The sequence below is a fragment of the Aminipila sp. genome (assembly GCF_032051575.1).
Classification (GTDB): domain Bacteria; phylum Bacillota; class Clostridia; order Peptostreptococcales; family Anaerovoracaceae; genus Aminipila.
Genome location: NZ_DAMBYD010000004.1, coordinates 253,690 through 273,074 on the forward strand (window position 1 = coordinate 253,690; position 19,385 = coordinate 273,074).

14 protein-coding genes and 1 riboswitch are annotated in these 19,385 nt (G+C 34.9%); of the genes, 12 read left to right on the plus strand and 2 right to left on the minus strand.

Annotated elements, in window-relative coordinates; translation table 11 throughout:
- Nucleotides 1-68: 68 nt before the first annotated feature.
- The 5 genes from RTW14_RS07240 (at nt 69) to RTW14_RS07260 (ending at nt 5,965) form a co-directional block, all read left to right on the plus strand.
- On the plus strand, nt 69-752 hold the full coding sequence (locus RTW14_RS07240; RefSeq protein ID WP_312649038.1) for a response regulator transcription factor: 684 nt from the start codon (nt 69-71) through the stop codon (nt 750-752).
- Nucleotides 749-1,672 (plus strand): sensor histidine kinase, encoded by a 924-nt coding sequence (locus tag RTW14_RS07245; RefSeq protein ID WP_312649039.1) that lies wholly within the window; start codon nt 749-751, stop codon nt 1,670-1,672. The genes RTW14_RS07240 and RTW14_RS07245 overlap by 4 nt, the downstream gene beginning before the upstream one ends.
- A 95-nt stretch (nt 1,673-1,767) precedes the next feature.
- Complete coding sequence (locus tag RTW14_RS07250) at nt 1,768-2,445, plus strand: ABC transporter ATP-binding protein (protein ID WP_312649040.1); 678 nt, start codon at nt 1,768-1,770, stop codon at nt 2,443-2,445.
- A 1-nt stretch (nt 2,446) separates the two neighbouring features.
- The gene (locus tag RTW14_RS07255) at nt 2,447-4,942 is read left to right on the plus strand and encodes an ABC transporter permease (protein WP_312649041.1); all 2,496 of its coding nucleotides are present in this window, start codon (nt 2,447-2,449) and stop codon (nt 4,940-4,942) included.
- A gap of 87 nt (nt 4,943-5,029) precedes the next feature.
- A complete protein-coding gene (locus RTW14_RS07260; protein WP_312649042.1) occupies nt 5,030-5,965 on the plus strand; it encodes a hypothetical protein in 936 nt (311 codons plus the stop codon).
- Between the two features lie 37 nt (nt 5,966-6,002).
- Here the strand turns inward: RTW14_RS07260 and RTW14_RS07265 are convergent, their stop codons facing one another.
- Nucleotides 6,003-7,469, minus strand: coding sequence for an aminotransferase-like domain-containing protein (locus RTW14_RS07265; RefSeq protein ID WP_312649043.1), 1,467 nt, complete (start codon nt 7,467-7,469; stop codon nt 6,003-6,005).
- Between the two features lie 179 nt (nt 7,470-7,648).
- Between RTW14_RS07265 and RTW14_RS07270 the strand changes: the two genes are divergently transcribed.
- The 6 genes from RTW14_RS07270 (at nt 7,649) to RTW14_RS07295 (ending at nt 16,252) form a co-directional block, all read left to right on the plus strand.
- Nucleotides 7,649-8,260, plus strand: a complete 612-nt coding sequence (locus tag RTW14_RS07270) for a LysE/ArgO family amino acid transporter (RefSeq protein WP_312649044.1) — start codon at nt 7,649-7,651, stop codon at nt 8,258-8,260.
- A 166-nt stretch (nt 8,261-8,426) separates the two neighbouring features.
- On the plus strand, nt 8,427-8,984 hold the full coding sequence (locus tag RTW14_RS07275) for an HD domain-containing protein (RefSeq protein WP_312649045.1): 558 nt from the start codon (nt 8,427-8,429) through the stop codon (nt 8,982-8,984).
- A gap of 190 nt (nt 8,985-9,174) precedes the next feature.
- The gene (locus RTW14_RS07280; RefSeq protein WP_312649046.1) at nt 9,175-12,600 is read left to right on the plus strand and encodes an SNF2 helicase associated domain-containing protein; all 3,426 of its coding nucleotides are present in this window, start codon (nt 9,175-9,177) and stop codon (nt 12,598-12,600) included.
- Nucleotides 12,601-12,645: 45 nt separating this feature from the next.
- Nucleotides 12,646-13,128, plus strand: coding sequence for an NfeD family protein (locus RTW14_RS07285; RefSeq protein ID WP_312649047.1), 483 nt, complete (start codon nt 12,646-12,648; stop codon nt 13,126-13,128).
- A gap of 27 nt (nt 13,129-13,155) precedes the next feature.
- On the plus strand, nt 13,156-14,079 hold the full coding sequence (locus RTW14_RS07290; RefSeq protein ID WP_312649048.1) for an SPFH domain-containing protein: 924 nt from the start codon (nt 13,156-13,158) through the stop codon (nt 14,077-14,079).
- A gap of 208 nt (nt 14,080-14,287) precedes the next feature.
- Nucleotides 14,288-16,252 carry a methyl-accepting chemotaxis protein gene (locus RTW14_RS07295; protein WP_312649049.1) on the plus strand — a complete coding sequence of 655 codons (1,965 nt, stop codon included), beginning with the start codon at nt 14,288-14,290 and terminating at the stop codon, nt 16,250-16,252.
- 83 nt (nt 16,253-16,335) lie between these two features.
- Here RTW14_RS07295 and RTW14_RS07300 read toward each other — a convergent pair whose 3' ends face one another.
- On the minus strand, nt 16,336-17,001 hold the full coding sequence (locus RTW14_RS07300; protein ID WP_312649050.1) for a class I SAM-dependent methyltransferase: 666 nt from the start codon (nt 16,999-17,001) through the stop codon (nt 16,336-16,338).
- A gap of 209 nt (nt 17,002-17,210) precedes the next feature.
- A riboswitch (cobalamin riboswitch) is annotated at nt 17,211-17,424 on the plus strand.
- Nucleotides 17,425-17,665: 241 nt separating this feature from the next.
- On the opposite strand from RTW14_RS07300, the gene RTW14_RS07305 reads away from it, so the two are divergent.
- Nucleotides 17,666-19,378 carry a hypothetical protein gene (locus RTW14_RS07305; RefSeq protein WP_312649051.1) on the plus strand — a complete coding sequence of 571 codons (1,713 nt, stop codon included), beginning with the start codon at nt 17,666-17,668 and terminating at the stop codon, nt 19,376-19,378.
- Nucleotides 19,379-19,385 lie beyond the last annotated feature (7 nt).

Sequence of the window (19,385 nt, forward strand, 5' to 3'; positions counted from 1 at the left end):
TTTGAAGGTTTGCTTTTTATATGGAGGACTTTTATAATAAATATTAGATTTTAGGCAGGAGTGATGTTATGAATACTATTTTAATTATAGAAGATGACAAATTTTTAAATAAGGGGCTGCAATACGATTTGGAAGCAGAGGGATATCAGACGTTCTCTGCTTTTCATATGGAAGAAGCAAAAAGGATTTATTGTAAAAAGCATATTAATCTGGTTTTGCTTGATGTCAATCTGCCAGATGGAGATGGATTTAATTTTTGCAAATGGGCAAAAGAACAGAACAAAAAAATACCAATTATTTTTCTTACAGCTAGAGATTTAGAAAAAGATGCAGTAAAGGGATATGATTTAGGGGCAGAAGATTATGTTACCAAACCTTTTAGTGTTGTACTCCTTAGAAAAAAGATTGCAGTCATATTAAAAAGGTTTGAAAGTGAGGAAAATCTGCTGGATTATGATGATGGATTTTTATCTATAAACCTTGGAAATATAGATGTTTGCAAAAGGCAGGAAAGAATAAATTTAACCCCAACAGAGTATAAGTTGTTGAAGGTATTTTTGGCAAATCCAAGACAATTGCTGACACATGATATGCTAATAGAAAAGGTGTGGGGCCTAGAGAGCGTTTTTATAGATAAGCATGCATTAGCAGTCAACGTTAACAGAATGCGAAATAAGATTGAAGATGCAGAACATACTTATATTTCCAATGTATATGGAATGGGGTATCAATGGGTGGGTGAAAAGGAATGAGTAAAATACAGATGATACTAACGATTTGCTCTTTCCTAGTAACGTGTATTTGCCTTATAAGAAACTGGAAAATCAAGAGAGATATCTACAAATTCACAGATGCATTGGATCAATGTATTGAAGAGATGATTCTTGGAAAAGAGGAAATATTTTTTGATGAAATGGGAGAAAATGTACTTTCCAGGCTGCAGACAAAATTGAAAAGATTATATGAAATTCAAAGGAAGTATAGCCAACAGAACTTTGAGGAGAAGAATAAAATGCAGGCTTTGGTGTCTGATATTTCACACCAAACGAAAACTCCTATTGCAAATATAATAATGTATATAGAGATTTTGAAAAATAGAAAAAATGAGCCAGAGAAAGAAGCAGAATTTTTAAATTTGGTTGATGCACAGGTAAGGAAATTGGACTTTTTAATCCAGGCAATGTTAAAAATGTCACGATTAGAAACGGGTATTCTGAGCATAGAGAAAAAACAGTGCAGCCTCTATGAAACCATTGGAAATGTTTTGGCAGTACTTCAGCCTAAAGCAGATAAGAAAAAGATACAGGTCTCTGTTACTTGTCCAAAAGAGTTAGCTATTAGCCATGACCGAAAATGGACAGAAGAAGCAATTTTTAATATTTTAGATAATGCGGTCAAGTATACAGAACGGGGCGGACAGATTCATTTATTGGTTGCTCCTCAGGAATTTTACATAAAAATTAGTATTCGTGATAATGGAAAAGGAATTGAAGAAGCAAATCAGGGAAGAGTATTTCAGCGTTTTTACAGGGAAGAAGATGCACATGAGCAGGAAGGTGTAGGAATTGGATTATATCTTGCCAGAGAAATTATTACAAGGCAGCAAGGGTATATTGAAGTAAAATCACAGAAGGGAAAAGGTTCCGAATTTCGGATTTATCTGCCTAGGTAAAAGAATCACAAGATTGTGATAATGAAAAATTGAGATTAGATTGTGATTTTTTGATGGTAGGCTAGATTTATCAGAAGAAAAGGAGGAATATATAAATGGTAGAAATTGTAAAAACAGTTGGATTAAAAAAATATTATAAAATAGAAAACTATGTGGTAAAAGCTTTGGACGGAGTGGATTTTTCAGTAAAAGAAGGAGAATTTGTTGCAATTGTTGGAAAATCAGGAAGCGGCAAATCAACATTGCTTCATATGCTTGGAGGTCTGGATGTGCCTACGGAAGGAGAGGTAATTATTAATGGGAAACAGTTGCAGAATCTAAAGAAAGAACAGTTGACCATTTTTCGAAGGAGAAAGGTAGGTTTCGTATTTCAAAGCTATAATTTAATTCCGGATTTGAATGTGTATGAGAATATCATATTGCCTATAGAATTGGATGGAGGACATGTTGACAAGGAATATATTGATATGATAATCCAATTGCTGCATCTGGAAGAGAAACAGGAGGCCCTGCCCAAGACATTATCTGGAGGACAGCAGCAGAGAGTGGCAATTGCCAGAGCACTTTCCACAAAACCAGCAATTGTTCTAGCCGATGAACCAACTGGCAATCTGGATAGCGCCACCAGTCATGATGTTCTGGGACTGCTAATTTTAACAGCAAAAAAATTTCAACAGACTTTGATAGTAATTACTCATGATGAAGATATCGCACAGCTGGCAGATCGAATTGTTCGAATTGAAGATGGCCGAATTGTGCTGGGAGGTGAGTGATTTGTTGGCAAATAATAATTCACAGATTATCTCTAAAATGGCTCGAAAATCAGTGGCTGGGAATGGAAGAAGAAATCTGGTTATGATTACCGCCGTTGCTCTGGCAGCATTTATGCTTATAACTGTATTAACGCTTGGAACTTCCTATTTTCAGGCAAATGAGAAACAAAACATACGTATGTATGGAGCAAAACATGATGCAGTTGTAATGGCACCTACTGAGAAGCAGATTAAGATGTGCAGAGAGGATAAAAGGATTTCATTGGCAGGGCTTACCGTTATTTGTTCTTGGGCGGATAGTAATGGTGTGGATGATACATTGAATACAAAGTTTATTTGGAGTGATAAGAATTTTTGGGAAAAGCAGAAAAAGCCTGCTTTGGAATGGATAAAAGGAAAGTATCCGCAAAATGAAGATGAATTGATGATTTCCAAGGCGGCATTAAAAGAGTGTGGAAATGAGCAGATGGATATCGGCTCTAAAATGGTGCTCATTTATCATGATAAGTATGGGCAACATAGCAAACAATTCAAAATCAGTGGCATATTTAAAGATTATGAAGGAAGCGAGCAAGCCTATGTATCCGATGCTTTTTATAAAACAACGGGATATGAAACATCTGACATTGTATGTGGTATTTTATATCTTGAGTTTAAGTATCCTTTGCTTACTGAGAAACAACAGAATGAATTTGAAAATCAGCTGCATTTGGGAAAGCAGCAGAGATTTTTTGTTACAAGTGAAATGGAACAGCCATTACTGATTATTGCTGGAATTATAGGAATTATACTGATTACTGTTTGTAGTGCGTATTTGTTGATTTATAATATTCTATATCTTTCTGTTACTAATAATGTTCGGTATTATGGGTTGTTACAGACTGTAGGAATGACAGAAAAGCAGATTAAATCCATGTTATTCCGAAAGATGTTTTATCTAGGTGGGGCCGGACTTACAGCGGGTATTTTAATCGGCAGTGGAACATCATTTTTTATCATTCCAAGAATTGTGAAAACATTGGGTATCCGCAGCAATGATGTGATAGGAGTATCTTTTCAACCTTTGGTATATCTGGCAGCAATTGTGCTGATATGTTTTACCATTTATGCAGGAAGTAAAAAGCCAACAAAAATTGCAAGTAAAATTTCACCTATTGAGGCTACAGGGTATACAACGAGGAAAAGTGGTAAAAGCATAAGGAAAACAAGAAAAGGAAGAGTTATCCTTGGCATGGCTTTGCAGAATATGGGGAAAGACAAAAAGAAAACCAGTATAGTTATTCTTTCTCTCGCCTTAAGTGCATCTATATTTTTGTGTATCATTACATTAATTCAAAGTCAGGGTGCCAGAACGATTACATCTAATTATATGGATGCTGATTTGGTATTGGAAAATGATACCCTTACAAAAGATGACCGTTTGCAGTATGACCAGATTTTTGACGCGGAATTTCTGGAAAAATTAGGTCAGGCATCAGGAGTAAAGCAGATACATAAGTTCTATACGGAGGATATAGCAGTTCCCTGGGAAGCTGGGTTCTCGAATACATGGATGCGGGAGTTTTATGAGAAGTGGATGTCTTGTTTCTATGAAGATTTTGTGGAGCAATATAAAAATCATCCGGAAAAATTCTATTCTATTATGGCGGGACTGGATGAAGAAGAATTTGATCAGCTAAATGGAGAACTTCCTCATCCAATCGATAAGAAAAATTTTATGGCAGGAAAATGTTGCATCGTATATCGAAATGATTTAGCCCTTAAAGACAAAGAACTAGTAGGACAGAGCTTAAAATTTTATTCCGTTAAGGAGGGAAAGGAAAAGCCGCAGGAATTAAAAATTGCAGGGGTTACAGATGACCACTATCTGTTTAGAGTAATAGGTATGGCACCAAACATTATTGTCAGTGATAGATATATGAAGAAAATCATAAATGAGCCTTATTTGCAAAGGCTGTCAATTCAGTATCAGGAAGAATTTGATGAAAAGACAGAGCAGGAATTGCAGAGTATTATTCAGAAAAGTCCTTGTGAGAAGGACGTGAGTTTGGATTCTAAAATTACAAATATGGAAAATATACGGCATTCACAGGGTCATATGATGAAGTTTGGAATTGGAATTGTCATCATTCTTGGAATGATTGGGTTTATGAATTATATTAATACGGTAATCAGTAATATCCAAAACCGCCTTTTAGAATTATCTATTTTAGAAAGCATTGGAATGACAGATAGACAAATCAGGAAGATGTTAATTGGGGAAGGGGTAATCTTTGCAGGGATTTCTTTACTGCTTACATCTACTTTGGGTATGGGAGTTACTTATATTCTGTATCAATCTTTAAATTATTTTCATGTGCCATTTGTAGTTCCGTTTATACCTGTTATAAGCAGCTATTGTATGGTGATTTTGCTTTGTATCTGTATACCACTTATTGCATATCAGTTTTTAACAAGAAAGAAAAGTGTAGTTGAACGAATAAAAGAATTTGAATAAAGTATTACATAAATTTCTATTTTGTCGATGTAAATAAAATGAGGCGTATTTTACAGTTTTATTTTATTTAAGAAGGGAACCGAGAAAATGAGGATTATAGGGGGAACAGGATTACGTTATAGTAATTTAGACAAAAGTAGTTCAAGTGTAGACAAAGAGAGTGCAAAACGATTTACTGAATATTACAATTCAGGCAGTTTGGATTTTGAAGCCGCAAAGAATGGTGGAGATACTGTTGAAATCTCAAAATCAGGGGATATATATGCTAAAGTAAAAAGGTTAGATGCTCTGTTTGAAAATAAAGATTTTACTGGAATGAGTGAAACCGAAGTTTTTAAGGTGATTGAAAAAGCTTACAATAGAGAATTTCCAGATTTTAGAGCAAATGAAAGTTTAAATAAAGAGTTATATGGAAAAGTGGCAGTGCAAAGAGATGAACAACTGAAAAAAGCTTTAAATATTCAGGATAATGAAATCTTTGATAATAAAGTAATAGAGCTTTACAAGAAATGTAATGGCTATGAGGGAATGAATCATCAAGAAATAGCTGAAAAAATAAATAAAGAATTCCCAGATGATGAAACTCATTTAGGGAGAGCGCTAATATTATGTGAGAAGTTAAACACGGGTTTAATCTCAAAGGAAGAATGCAGGGATACAATTAAAGGAATGCAGAGTAATCTGGAAGAACAATATTGTAAAATGGCTAAAATATGCAGAATAGGGGATGAAGATCGAGACGCTTTTGGAGTATGGAAAGCAAGATATTATGATGGAGAATTCCTACCTGAAGAATTAACTATGCCTTCGGCAAAAGAAAGAAGAATGGAATTATTGACCAATTTTGGTAAATATCTAGTGGAAATAAAGCCTTTGATGGATGATTATATGAAGATAACTGATGGAAAAACTCCAGATAATTTAACGCACAAAAATGATGATGACAAAGATAAAGAAAAGACTGTGGAAAAAGGTGATGATAATCCAACAGTTGTAAAAGGAAATATTAGTGCAACTAAATAATAGTAAAGATATTTCAATGATAAGGGGGTTGTGGAAATTAGTCCAACAGCCCCTTATTTTTCTGACACCGAAGCGTTATCTCGCTTAATGTTTTAACAGCTTTTTTAAAATCATCTGGCTCTGCATAAGCGTAAGATAACCGTAAAGCATTATTATCATAAAAATCATAAACATTACCGGGATTTAATAAAATATTGTTTTCTAAGGACAACTGAAATAGTTTATCAATAGACACGTGGTTTTTAAAACGAAGCCAGATAAAAAAACCACCCTCTGGTATATTCCAGTCAGCCAGATCTTTAAAGTACTCTTCCAATAAGGAAATGGCGTGATCACGACGAGCTTTCAGTTCTTTTCTTAAAAATATAAGATACTCGTCATAGTATCCATTATCCAGAAACTCAGTAAGAGCCCATTGAGAAACAGAACTTGCTCCATAATCAACTTGCATTTTTACATCCCCAATTCTATATACAACTGATTCTGGACCTACGAGCCAACCAATTCTTAAACCAGGCGCCAGGGTTTTGGAAATTGTACCCAAGTACAAAATCATCCCATTCTTATCCTTAGATTTCATTGGTTTTGGAGGAACCTTATCATACCATAAATCCCCGTAAGCATCATCTTCAATCATAGGAAGTCTGTTTCTGCTACAGAAGTTAAATAAATCCTGTCTTCGTTCTTCAGACATGATAATTCCGGTTGGATTTTGATGAGTGGGTATTGTATACAATAGAGATTGGCTTACTTCTTTATTTATCTGCCAATACATCATGCCGTTTTTATCCATAGGAACCCCAGACAACTGCATTCCAGCAGATTGAAATACCTGAAGCGACTTCAAATAAGTAGGGGCTTCGGTAAATACTGTAGAGCCGGGTTTTAGCATACATACAGAAATTAATTGTAACCCTTGCAATGCCCCAGAGGTGATAACTATAGAAGATTCAGGGGCATCAATTCCCTGCAATGCCAGTCTTTCAGTTAAACTCCTTCGAAGTTCAGGAAGACCTAAAGGACCCAGATAATTCAAAGAAGGAATCTTTGAAGGCAGTTTTTTAAAAACTTTATTCATGAGATCATGAGGAAATAAATTAGCAGAAAGCTCGCCAGTGCCCAAGCGGATGTATTTGTCATCAAATTCTAATTTGTTTATAATCTGGATGGTTGGCATATTAGATTTAAATGGTCCTGATTGAATATATTTATTCCAATCAGGAGGCGTAGACATGAAAAGTGACCAGGTGTTACTAGCAATCTTTGTACCTCCACCATGTTCACTTTCTAACATACCATAAGAGGTTAGTTCCTCCATAGCAGCAACTATGGTACTTCTATTTACTTGAAATATTTCAGAAAGTTTACGTTGTGAGGGGAGTTTACTGCCAACAAGCCAGTCTCCGCATGAAACTTTTCCACTTATATATTCAGAGATTTGTTTGTAAATAGGCACTTTTGAGGCCTTGTCTGGTTTCCAGTCAATATTTAAAAAGTCTGCCATTAAAACTCCTTTACTTCTCTATATAGATAATTATATCTTTTTTCATAACTTATATTAATAATTTAAACTTGGTTGGATAAAAAGTCAATAGTTGGATGGTTACAAAATCATGAAACAAAGATATATTAGTATTATGAAAAACAAATTGGTTGGTATGTTACTAGAAAGAAGGAGTAGTTATGATTTATTATTTACAAGGGTTAACAATGGGGTTGGCATATGTAGCACCTATAGGGCTGCAGAACTTATTTGTTATTAATACGGCATTGACTCAGAAAAAAAATAGAGTTTTTATGACGGCTTTAATTGTAATATTCTTTGATGTTACATTAGCTTTAGCTTGTTTCTTCGGTGTTGGGGCCATAATGGAACAGTCAAGATTATTGGAAATGGGTGTTCTGTTAATTGGAAGTATTATAGTAATTATGATTGGTATAAGCCTGATAAGGGCAAAAGATTCTATGGATAATAGTACAAATGTTAATGTACCAATTTTGAAAGTAATATCTACAGCATGCGTTGTAACTTGGTTTAATCCACAGGCGCTTATAGATGGAAGTATGATGTTAGGGGCTTTTAAAGCCACACTACCTGAGGGGCAGGATTTAGATTTTATATTGGGAGTGGCATCAGCATCCTGCTTATGGTTTATGGGAATATCCGCTATTATTTCGCTATTTAGTGCTAAAATTACAGATAAGGTTTTAAGGGTAATTAATATCATTTGTGGTGTGGTAATAGTTATATATGGTGCAAAACTAGGATTAAGTTTTATAAATATGCTTTGGTAATACAAAACTCCAAATAAAAAATAAATGATAAAACAAGAAAAGTTTGTTGAAATTGATGATTCAGTATTTAACAAACTTTTCTTGTTGTTAGGTGTTAATTTTTATAAAAATGTGATATGATATAATGTAAAATAAAATTTAGAAGATGACTAAAAGAGGATAAATAATGTTTGAAGGAAATCTTGATAGAAGCTATGTTACAACATATTACAAAAGGAAATTTAATCCTACCAGAGCAGTAGAGAAAGATATAACAATTGGTGATGTGGCCCACGCTTTGTCACTTATATGCAGAGCTAACGGCCATCTAAAAATATTTTTTTCTGTGGCTCAGCATTCAATTAATTGTGCACTAGAGGCTAAAGAAAGGGGACTTTCTACTAAAATTCAGCTTCAATGCTTGTTACATGATGCTTCAGAAGCATATATAGGAGACGTGATTACTCCACTTAAGATACAGTTGAATGCGTATAAAGAATATGAAAATGCTTTACAAGCTACAGTATTAAAGGCATTAGGTGTGGATTCACTAAACAAGGCAGATGAAAAGGTCATAAAAGAAATTGACAGCTGCATGCTTTATCATGAGTTTAAGCTATTACATGGAGAATTGCTTTTTAAGAAAGAGCCTGAAATCCACATTTCTATAAATGAGAATGAAGTTCCACACAATGAAGTGGAAGCACAATTTATACAAATATATAGAGAATTAAAAACATATTAATTTTGCCCAATAATAAAAGGGATATAGAAATGGTTAAAGAACCAAAAAATAGCTGTGGATTCAAAATTATAATTTCATAACTAGTGATAAATTTGGTTACTTATAGTATAATAAAACGTTATAGGTAATCTTTTTTTTTCATAATAATATATTTATTTTTGATTAGATCAAAATAAAGAAGGAATTTTAAATGAATTTAATTAAAATAAAAAAATTAACAAAAAACATAAATACTTATGAAAAAGGTCTTAAGTATTATAAATATGGAAAAGTTCAAGTTGTTAATAAACATCTTGATGAATTTACAAATTTAGAACACTATTACGCTACAGTAAGTGGAAGCGAATTGTATGATGTGGAAATTATATGTGACGCTTTTGGAGAAATTGTTAAATATGATTGTGATTGCATTGCATTTCAGAGCAATAGTGGACCATGTAAGCACATCATTGGAACACTGATTGAGATAAATGCTGAAAATAGCAGGGAAACTACACAAATAAGTTTTGGGAAAAACGAAGATAATAAAAATATATTGTCGGATAGGAATGCTTTAAGGCTGATTGATTTATATACACATAAGAACATTTTGGCGGTTGAGACCTCTATTAATGAGGCAGAACCTGTGAAATTGATCCCTAAGCTGACTATAGGCAGAAATATAGTTGAGTTGTCATTTACGGTAGGTAGAAAAAGACAATATGTAATTAAAAATGTAAAGAATTTTTGCGAAAGTATGCAGCGGGAAGAAACTGTAACTTATGGGAAAGAGCTTGTGCTAACCCATCATTTATCAATGTTTGATGATTATTCTAAGAAATTAGTTTCCTATATTATGGATAGATATAATGAAATCGAAAGCTATAGGAATGATAGTTATTTTGATGCTAATTTTGGATATGATAATACGAAACGAAATATAAGGATAGGGCCTAAAAATCTAGATATATTAATGAATCTTTTGAAAGACCAGGAAATAAACATCGCAGGCCAAGAATATCTAAGAGGCCGCTATGCTTACAGTGAAGGAAAAGACAGATGGAAACGGAAACGTGAAAATTCATATAAAATAACAGAATATACACCAAAACTAGAAGTTTCTGTTGAACAGACTTCATTGAACGAGTATTTAATTAAAGGTTCAGAGTATGATTTTGTCGTAGGTAAAGAATACATTTATATTGCAGATGATTATGAACTTTGGCAGACAAGCAAAGAATTCACAGAAAAAATGAAGAATTTTATTGAAATTCTAAATTTAGGGGATGGAAAGATTTATATAGCAGAAAAAGATATGAATGCGTTTTTTGCTAATGTTATATCGCAAGTACAGGAATATGTTGAAATTTCTTCAGGACGAGAGATTCTCGAAAAATTTATGCCAGACAAAGGTAAGGTAAAGATTTATCTGGACAGCCCCAACAGTGACACCATTACATCAAAACTTTTATGTGAATATGATGAAGGCGTTGTATTTGATATTATATCGGAGGAACAAGTATTTGAATCTTGGGCAGGGGGGCAGACGGAGAAAGCGTTAGAAGGTGCTAAAACAGTCAGAGATTTGGTTTTAGAAGACAGAGCAAGGATATTGCTGACAAAGTATTTTGATGGCTATGAAAAGAAGTCTGGAATTCTATATTTTTCAGGTAACGACGAGAGAATCTATGAATTTGTGAATGTAGTAACTAAAGGTCTTACTAAAATTGGAAGTGTATTTACTACTGAAAAATATAGAAGAATCGGGAATGCCGTTCTTCCAAAGGCTTCTGTAGGTGTAAAACTTGAGAGTGACTTGTTGAAATTAGACTTTGACTTAGATCAGTTCCCCATAGCAGAGCTTATGGGAGCATTAGAACAATATAGACATAAAAAGAAATATTACAGAATGAAAGATGGGGGGTTTGTAGATTTAAATGACAAGGAATTTGCAGAATTGCTTTCATTTGTTGATGATTTTGGAATAGTAAAGAGTGATTTAGAAAAAGGATCGTTTGAAGTCCCCAAATACAAGGCATTACTTTTAAATAGTACTTTAAAAAATTCTAAAAGTATAAAATTTGATAGAGATGGACATTTTAAAAGTTTGATAAGAGGTATGAGCGCCATAGAGGATAGTGACTACGATATTCCCGCAGGATTAACGGGTACATTAAGAGATTATCAAAAAGAGGGCTTCCAATGGCTGAAAACTATGACCCAATTTGGGTTTTGCGGTATATTGGCAGATGAAATGGGTCTTGGGAAAACACTACAAATTATTACTTTACTTAAGGATGCTGGCGAGTCTCTAACAAATGGGGAAGAGAGTGATGGTTCTGATCATATAAAAGATGAAGAAAAGAAGAGGCTTGCATTAGTCATATCACCAGCATCATTAGTTTTAAATTGGGAACGAGAAATTCAAAAATTTGCATCAGATATTAGTGTAGTCTCAGTAATAGGTACGGCAAGAGAGCGAAAGCAGCTGATAAAGGAAGCAAAACGTGAAACTGTAATACTAACATCTTATGATTTGCTTAGGAGAGACTTAGAACATTATCAGAAAATACAGTTTGATTATTGCATAATTGATGAAGCTCAATATATTAAAAACTATTCTACTCAAAATGCCAAAGCTGTAAAACTAATCAATAGCAAACAGAGATTTGCATTGACAGGAACGCCTATTGAAAATCGACTAAGTGAACTTTGGAGTATTTTTGATTTTCTTATGCCTCAATATTTGTTTTCATATAACAAGTTTAAGGAAAAATATGAGATGGCTATAGTGAGGGATAAGGACGAAGAAAAGATGGAGTCTCTGAGACGACAAGTAGCTCCTTTTATGCTAAGACGTTTAAAGAAAAATGTATTAAAGGAACTTCCTGAAAAGACAGAAACCGTTATTTACGCTAAGATGGAAGGGGAACAACAAAAATTATATAAGGCAAATCTAGCAAAAGCTAAACTTGAAATTGGCAGAGAAATTAAAGAAGGTGGATTTGAATCGAATAAGATTGCGATTCTAGCACTATTGACTAGGCTAAGGCAGATTTGTTGTCACCCAGCTTTATGCTATGAAGATTACAGGCAGGGAAGCAATAAGCTGGATGCTTGTATTGAAATCATTGAGGAAGCAATATCTGGAGGACATAAATTGCTTGTCTTTTCGCAGTTTACTTCTATGCTGGAAATTATAGAGGGAGAACTAAGGAGTAAAAAGATAGCATATTACAAGCTTACAGGAAGTACGTCCAAAGAAAAACGTGCACAATTAGTGGAAGATTTTAATAATGAGTCTGAAGGATTGCAGGAAAATGAGGAGCATGTAAAAGTATTTTTAATTTCTCTAAAAGCAGGAGGTACAGGATTAAACTTAACTGCTGCCGATGTGGTTATTCATTATGATCCATGGTGGAACATTGCAGCACAAAATCAGGCAACAGACCGGGCACATAGAATTGGGCAGCAGAAAAAGCTTCAGGTTTACAAAATCATTGCAGAGGGAACAATAGAAGAAAAAATATTAAAACTTCAGGAAAGTAAAAAGGATTTGGCAGAGGCTATTGTTACTGAAAATCACAATTTTATAACTAGTTTGTCTGGAAAAGATTTGATGGAGTTATTAATATAGTTGTGATATAATTAACATAACGTTGTATCGAAAGGGGGAAAGCATGTGTCATTAGAATCGGGAGCAGGATTCATTATAGGAAATTGGCCTGTTATATGGGTAATTGTTGCTATAGTATTTGGAGTTATTGAAGCTGTAACTATGGGACTCACTACTATTTGGTTTTGTGGTGGGGCTGTAGTAGCTGCATTAGTGGCCATGGTTGGTGCTCCGCTGGGAGTACAGTTTGCGTTGTTTTTAATTGTGTCAATAGTTTTATTGTATTTTACAAGACCTATCGCACAAAGAAAATTGAATGTTGCAGTTGAAAAGACAAATTCGGATGCTTTAATTGGAGAAATTGGGTTTGTTACAAAAACTATTGAACCATTTTCTACAGGACAAGTGAAAATTGAAGGTAAAGAATGGACTGCTATTGCTGAAAATCGAGAACTGCTAATGGACAAGGATTTAAAGGTAATAGTTCGCAGCATTGAAGGCGTAAAGCTTGTAGTCATACCGGCAACAGAGCAGAATGCTGAAAAATAAAAGGGTTAAATTTGGGAGGAAAAAATTATGTTTGGTTATATTGGAGGATTATTATTATTAATAATTATTATTCTTTTACTGGTTACTAATATTCGAGTTGTACCTCAGGCTAAAGCCTATGTTGTGGAAAGATTGGGTGCATACAATGCTACTTGGCAGGTAGGTCTTCATTTTAAAATACCTCTTATTGATAAGATTTCAAGAAAAGTGTCCTTAAAGGAACACGTTATTGATTTCCCACCTCAGCCAGTTATCACAAAAGATAATGTAACTATGGAGATTGATACCGTTATATATTTTCAAATAACAGATTCAAAACTTTATGCTTATGGTGTTGAAAATCCAATGGCTGCAATTGAAAATTTAACGGCTACTACACTTAGAAATATTATTGGTGAACTTGAACTGGATGGTACGCTTACCAGTCGTGAACATATAAATGGGAAAATAAGAGTGGTACTTGATGAAGCTACAGATGCATGGGGAATCAAAATTAACCGTGTAGAGGTAAAGAACATTACCCCTCCAAGAGATATTCAGGTTGCCATGGAAAAGCAGATGAGAGCAGAAAGAGAAAGAAGAGAAGCTATTATTCGTGCAGAGGGTGAAAAGAACTCAGCTATCCTTATTGCGGAAGGTCATAAAGAAGCGGTAATTCTTGAAGCAGAAGCTCAGAAGCAGTCAGTTATCCGTGCAGCTGAAGCTGAATCAGAATCAATTCTTATGGTGCAGAAGGCTACAGCGGATGGTATCAAAATGATTGTTGACTCCGCTCCAACTAAGGAAGTTCTTGCTATAAAGAGCTTAGAAGCTTTTGTAGCAGCAGCAGACGGAAAAGCAACGAAAATTATTATTCCTTCAGACATTCAGGGAATAGCTGGTCTTGCAACTTCTTTTTCAGAGTTGATTAAAGAGGATAAGAAGAGCGCACAGCCTAGAATTAATGGGTAATTAGGAAATATAAGAACTACGGTATAGCTATATGGCTATACCGTTTTTTTTATAGGAGGAGCGCAGCTAGATTTTTGTATAAGTAAAACCTATTTATCAAATATTAAAATAATATAGAATATAATGTCGAAAAATGTTGTAGGAATCCCCACATTATGGTATTGTAGACTAATATTAATTAGTTTTTAGCATGGTGGAGGTAGCCGACATGAATACTATCAAATCGAAAATACTTACAGCAATTATACTATTAGTTTCAGTTTCTCTGGTTATAGTAGGAGGAACTTCTATTTTATTGAATTATAATAGTACAGTTAGTTTACTGGAACAGGTTATGCTAGAATCCTCTAAACTGGCATCAGATCGTGTTTCAAAAGAATTGGTTTCGTATCAGAATATAGCTATTGAGGCAGGAAGTGTTGCCAGGCTTGCAAATTCAGAAACCCCAATTACGGACAAGGAAAATTTAATAGATCAAAAGGCTAAAACTTATGGATTTCAAAGAGGAAATATTTTAGATGCAACTGGAAAAAGTATCTTTGATGGCAAAGATTATAGTGATAGAGAATACTTTCAAATGGGTATGGATGGTAAAGCATTTATTTCCACACCGCTTATAAGTAAAACAACTGGAGAGCTTACTATAGTTATAGCGGCACCCCTTTGGGAATCTGGAATCCCAGGGACCAAAGTAGTAGGGGTTGTTTATTTTATTCCAAAAGAAACATTCTTGAATGATATAATGGCATCAATTAATATTAGTAAACATTCAGAGGCATATATGATAGATGCAGAAGGTGATACAATAGCTGACGTTGATTTAGATACCATTAAAAATAATGAAAACATAGAAAAAATGGCAAAGACGGATTCCAGCCTTAAAGAACAGGCGGATTTACATGCGAAGATGAAATCAGGAAAAGGTGGTTTTGATACATATAAAATTAATGGAGATAAAAGAATTCTTGCTTATGAGCCAGTAGAAAGCAGGGAAGGATGGACCATAGGCATTTCAGCTCCACTAAAAGACTTTATGTCAGCAACGATGCGATCCCTAATAGCTACTGGCATTTTATTGGTGGTGTCTATGGTAATAGCCGCAATTATTGCTATTAAGGTAGCAAATAAGATTTCAAATCCAATTAAAATTTGCGTAGATCGATTAAAACAATTGGCTGAGGGAGACCTTAAAACAGAGGTACCTGAGATAACAACTAAGGATGAAACAGGTATACTGGCAGAAGCAACGGGAAAAATCGTTAAGGATTTAAATGATATAATTGTAGATTTAGCCAGACAGCTTACAGGAATTGCAAATGGTGATTTGACTATGAAAGCAATGATAACATACCCTGGGGATTTTGCAGAACTACAGCAGTCATTAGAAAAGGTGTCAGATGATTTAAATGAGACTTTAGAACAGATTAATCAGGCGGCAGAACAAGTTTCTGTAGGTGCAGATCAAATGTCATCTGGAGCACAGGCTCTTTCACAGGGAACTATGGAGCAAGCAAGCAGCATTGAGGAGTTGTCAGCAACTATAATGGAGATTTCTGATAAGGTAACTACTAATGCAGACATTTCAAAAGTTGCAAATCAGCTTTCAAATGAAACAAGCGAGGAAGTTCAAAATGGTAATCAGCACATGCTGAAGATGACCCAGGCTATGACTGAAATATCAGAAACCTCTGGGGAAATCGGTAAAATTATAAATACCATAGAAGATATTGCTTTCCAAACAAATATATTGGCACTAAATGCAGCCGTAGAAGCTGCTCGTGCCGGACAAGCTGGAAAAGGATTTGCTGTTGTTGCAGATGAAGTACGTAATTTAGCACAAAAGTCGGCAGAGGCAGCTAAGAATACAACAACTTTAATTGAAAGTGCTGTTTCCGCAGTTAAATATGGTACGGGAATTGCGGATGCTACAGCTAAATCACTAGAAGTAATTGTGGAAAAGTCTAGTGGCGTAACAGAGCAATTACAGAAAATAACTGCGGCATCTGTTGAACAGGCTGATGCAATAAGCCAGGTAACCCAGGGTGTTGATCAAATCTCATTTGTAGTTCAAACTAATTCTGCAACAGCGGAGGAAAGTGCGGCAACCAGTGAAGAATTAAATGCACAGGCACAGATGTTGAAGAGTCTGGTAGATAAATTTAATTTAAGATAGGATTGCACTTGTATTTATAAATCGAATACAGTGTTAATCAATATTAAAAGGAGGAAATCGTTTCCTCCTTTTATTGTATACCTTTATTTGATACATCTAAAATACACGATAGATTTCATAATATAAATCTCCATTTTTGTGTATAATTTATCAAGTATTTTGGGTACTTCATCTTTAGTATAAAATGGTGGTGTAAACCATCCTTTGGGCATTAGGACTTTAGTTACTATAAAATCTGTTGTTTTACGTTCTCCGCTAATGTAAAAACAACCACAAAATATACCGTCTTTTTTAAGAACTCTTGCAGTTTCTTTAAATGCAGTTTCCTTGTTAGGAAATGCATGAAATCCATTCATGGAAAGAACCAAATCAAAACTACCTGTTTCAAAAGGCAGATTGGACACATCCCCTTGTACACATTTAATATTGTTGATTTTCAAGTCTTTGAAACGTTTTTCTGCCTGCGAGAGCATATCGGTAGAATAGTCTAATGCAGTAATATCAGCGTTTTTAATCGTTTTATATTTACTTGAAGTAAATACTGCTGTTCCTACTGGTACATCAAGCATTTTACCATTGAAGTCATTTGGAATAAAAGAAAGCAGTGTTGGTACGTAATCCTCATCTTTCATACCCCAAGCCAATTTATTATAGGCTTTTGACCAGAAACTATTTGCAGTCAAAACATCGTCATAAATATGTTTAGATTCTTTATATGCATCTTTAATTTTATTCTCTATATCCTTCATAGAAATCACCCCCATCCATACATCTATATTGTACATTAAATTGTAGTAAAATTTTAGACTAATTGTATATTTTTTTATTTTAAGAAAAATGTTGAAATATGAGAATTAAAGTGATATGATAGTTGAAAATAACATAAATATTTCCAATTTGTATATATTTATGAAGTTTCGACATTATAATACAAAATTCGACAAAAGCAATAAAGTAAAAATTAAATAAAAATCTATGTCTGCCGGCGGAAGCCGACAGCTAAGAGGGAAGCCGGTGAAAGTCCGGCACGGACCCGCCGCTGTAAACGAGGAGTTCTTGACCATTCATTTGCAAGATGAAAAACGACCACTGGAAGCAAATAAAACTTTTGGGAAGGAGGACAAGAATGTAGATACGTAAGTCAGAAGACCTGCATGGATGAGATTCAAAACCGGTTACGAGGTAAATGACCAGGGGATAGTATTTTTAAAAACATTTTTTAGAATACATTAAAGAAAAACAGTGAAAACGGACTGTGGCATATTTCGCCACGGTCTTTTTTTGTGTTTAATTAGAAAGCAAATTTTGTTTATATAAAGCAAAGGGGGTGATTGTCATAAAAAAAAGAAGTACGGCAATTTTGCTGTATGGATATTTATCTTATCATCTTAAATTAAAGGAGGACCAAAAGAAATGATGAAATTAAAGTTAAGAAAACCATTAGCGGTGCTTATGATTATAGCTATGGTCATGAGCATGGGGCTGACTGCCTATGCTGCAGACTGGCCAACCTATCAGGGAAATGATATTCACAACGGGATTATCAATGCAGCACCAACCAACGGAAGTCCAAATGTCACACGTATTGATCTGCCGAAAAATGGATCCGGTTGGGATGGTGTGGATTCAGCAGCTGTTATGGAAACCAGAAATGGAAATACCTTTGCTTATATACTTTATGACGGATATAAAGTTGCAAATGATAAGGGGGGCGGCAGACTAGCTAAAATTGACTGTACGGCATCTACTCCACAGGTAGTATGGGAAAAGCAGATTACCCAAAGTTCAGGATTCCAACTATCTTCTCCTTACCTGGATACTGAAAACCGATGCATCTATGTGGGGGCATCCGGATTTAATCAGAAAGCAAATAACGATGAGCTGACATTGACTGGAGGAGCAATCACAGATTGGTCTGTATCTTCTGCAGGAACAAATTTGGAAAATGGTAAGGTTGTTGTTTCAGGTAACCAAACTGTTACTTTGACTCAGACAAATACTAATTTAACTAGTGGTGAGACTCATCGTTCTGCCACTGGAGTAAAAATCAACGGAAGCAATGTAAATATGATTATTACTGCTAAGCTTAACGGTACTATAGTAGGAAGTAAGACATTAAACGCTTCTAGCCTAATCGATGGACATTACTATCTGAATGATAATTTCCAATCTACGGCAGAATCCGCTGTAAATACTGGGATAAATAATACGCTGGAATTTACCTATGAAATTTCAGGAAATGACAGCAATACAGTGGAGATTGAATATTGCCAGTTGTATGAACAGAACAGTTCTATTACAAAAGTAACAAATATTGACGGAGAACCTACTACAGAATGGTCTTTAGCCGTGCCAAACAATGCACAGATCAATACTCCTATAGTAAAGAATGGGGCTTATCTGTATTTTGGAACATGGTCAGGAAATGCAGGAACATATTATCAGTATGACATGGATAATGAAGAGTTAAAAGAATTTAATCCAGGTAACGGTGGTTTTTATTGGGCTGGTGCTGTTGTAGATGGATCGTATGTTTACTTTGGTGGAGATAAAGGCTATCTATATGCTCGTCCAGTAGGTAATAATTTTGATAATAATTCAGAAGGAAGCGTTATTAATTTATCCACTATAGGTGGAGTAGAATCAGGGAATGTGCGCAGCACCATTTCTTTGGTAGACGGACATCTTTACTTTACCAGCCAGGGTGGTTATTTATGGAGCTTTACTCCTGGAGCAGGAACACCAACCTTAGACTGGAAAGCTCAGCTAGCAGGAACTTCTACTTCTACCCCAACGGTAGTAGGAGATAATATCTATGTAGGATACTACAGTGGATTTAGTGCTGGAGGTGTTCAGAAGGTAGCCAAAACAGGAAACCATGAAGTTTCTACCGTAGCAACACCAGGACCAGTACAAAGTTCTGTATTGGTATATACAAACGGTGGAGTAGATTACCTGTATTTTAATACAAATTCTGGGACTGGAGCAGGCTATTGTTTCAATGGAAGCAATGGAACAAAAGTATGGCAGACACCGGGAGATACCTATGCATTGCAGGGTATGGCTTCCAGCGGAGGTGTGCTGACTTTTGGAAATGATTATGATCATTTCTATGTTGTACAATAAGGATTGA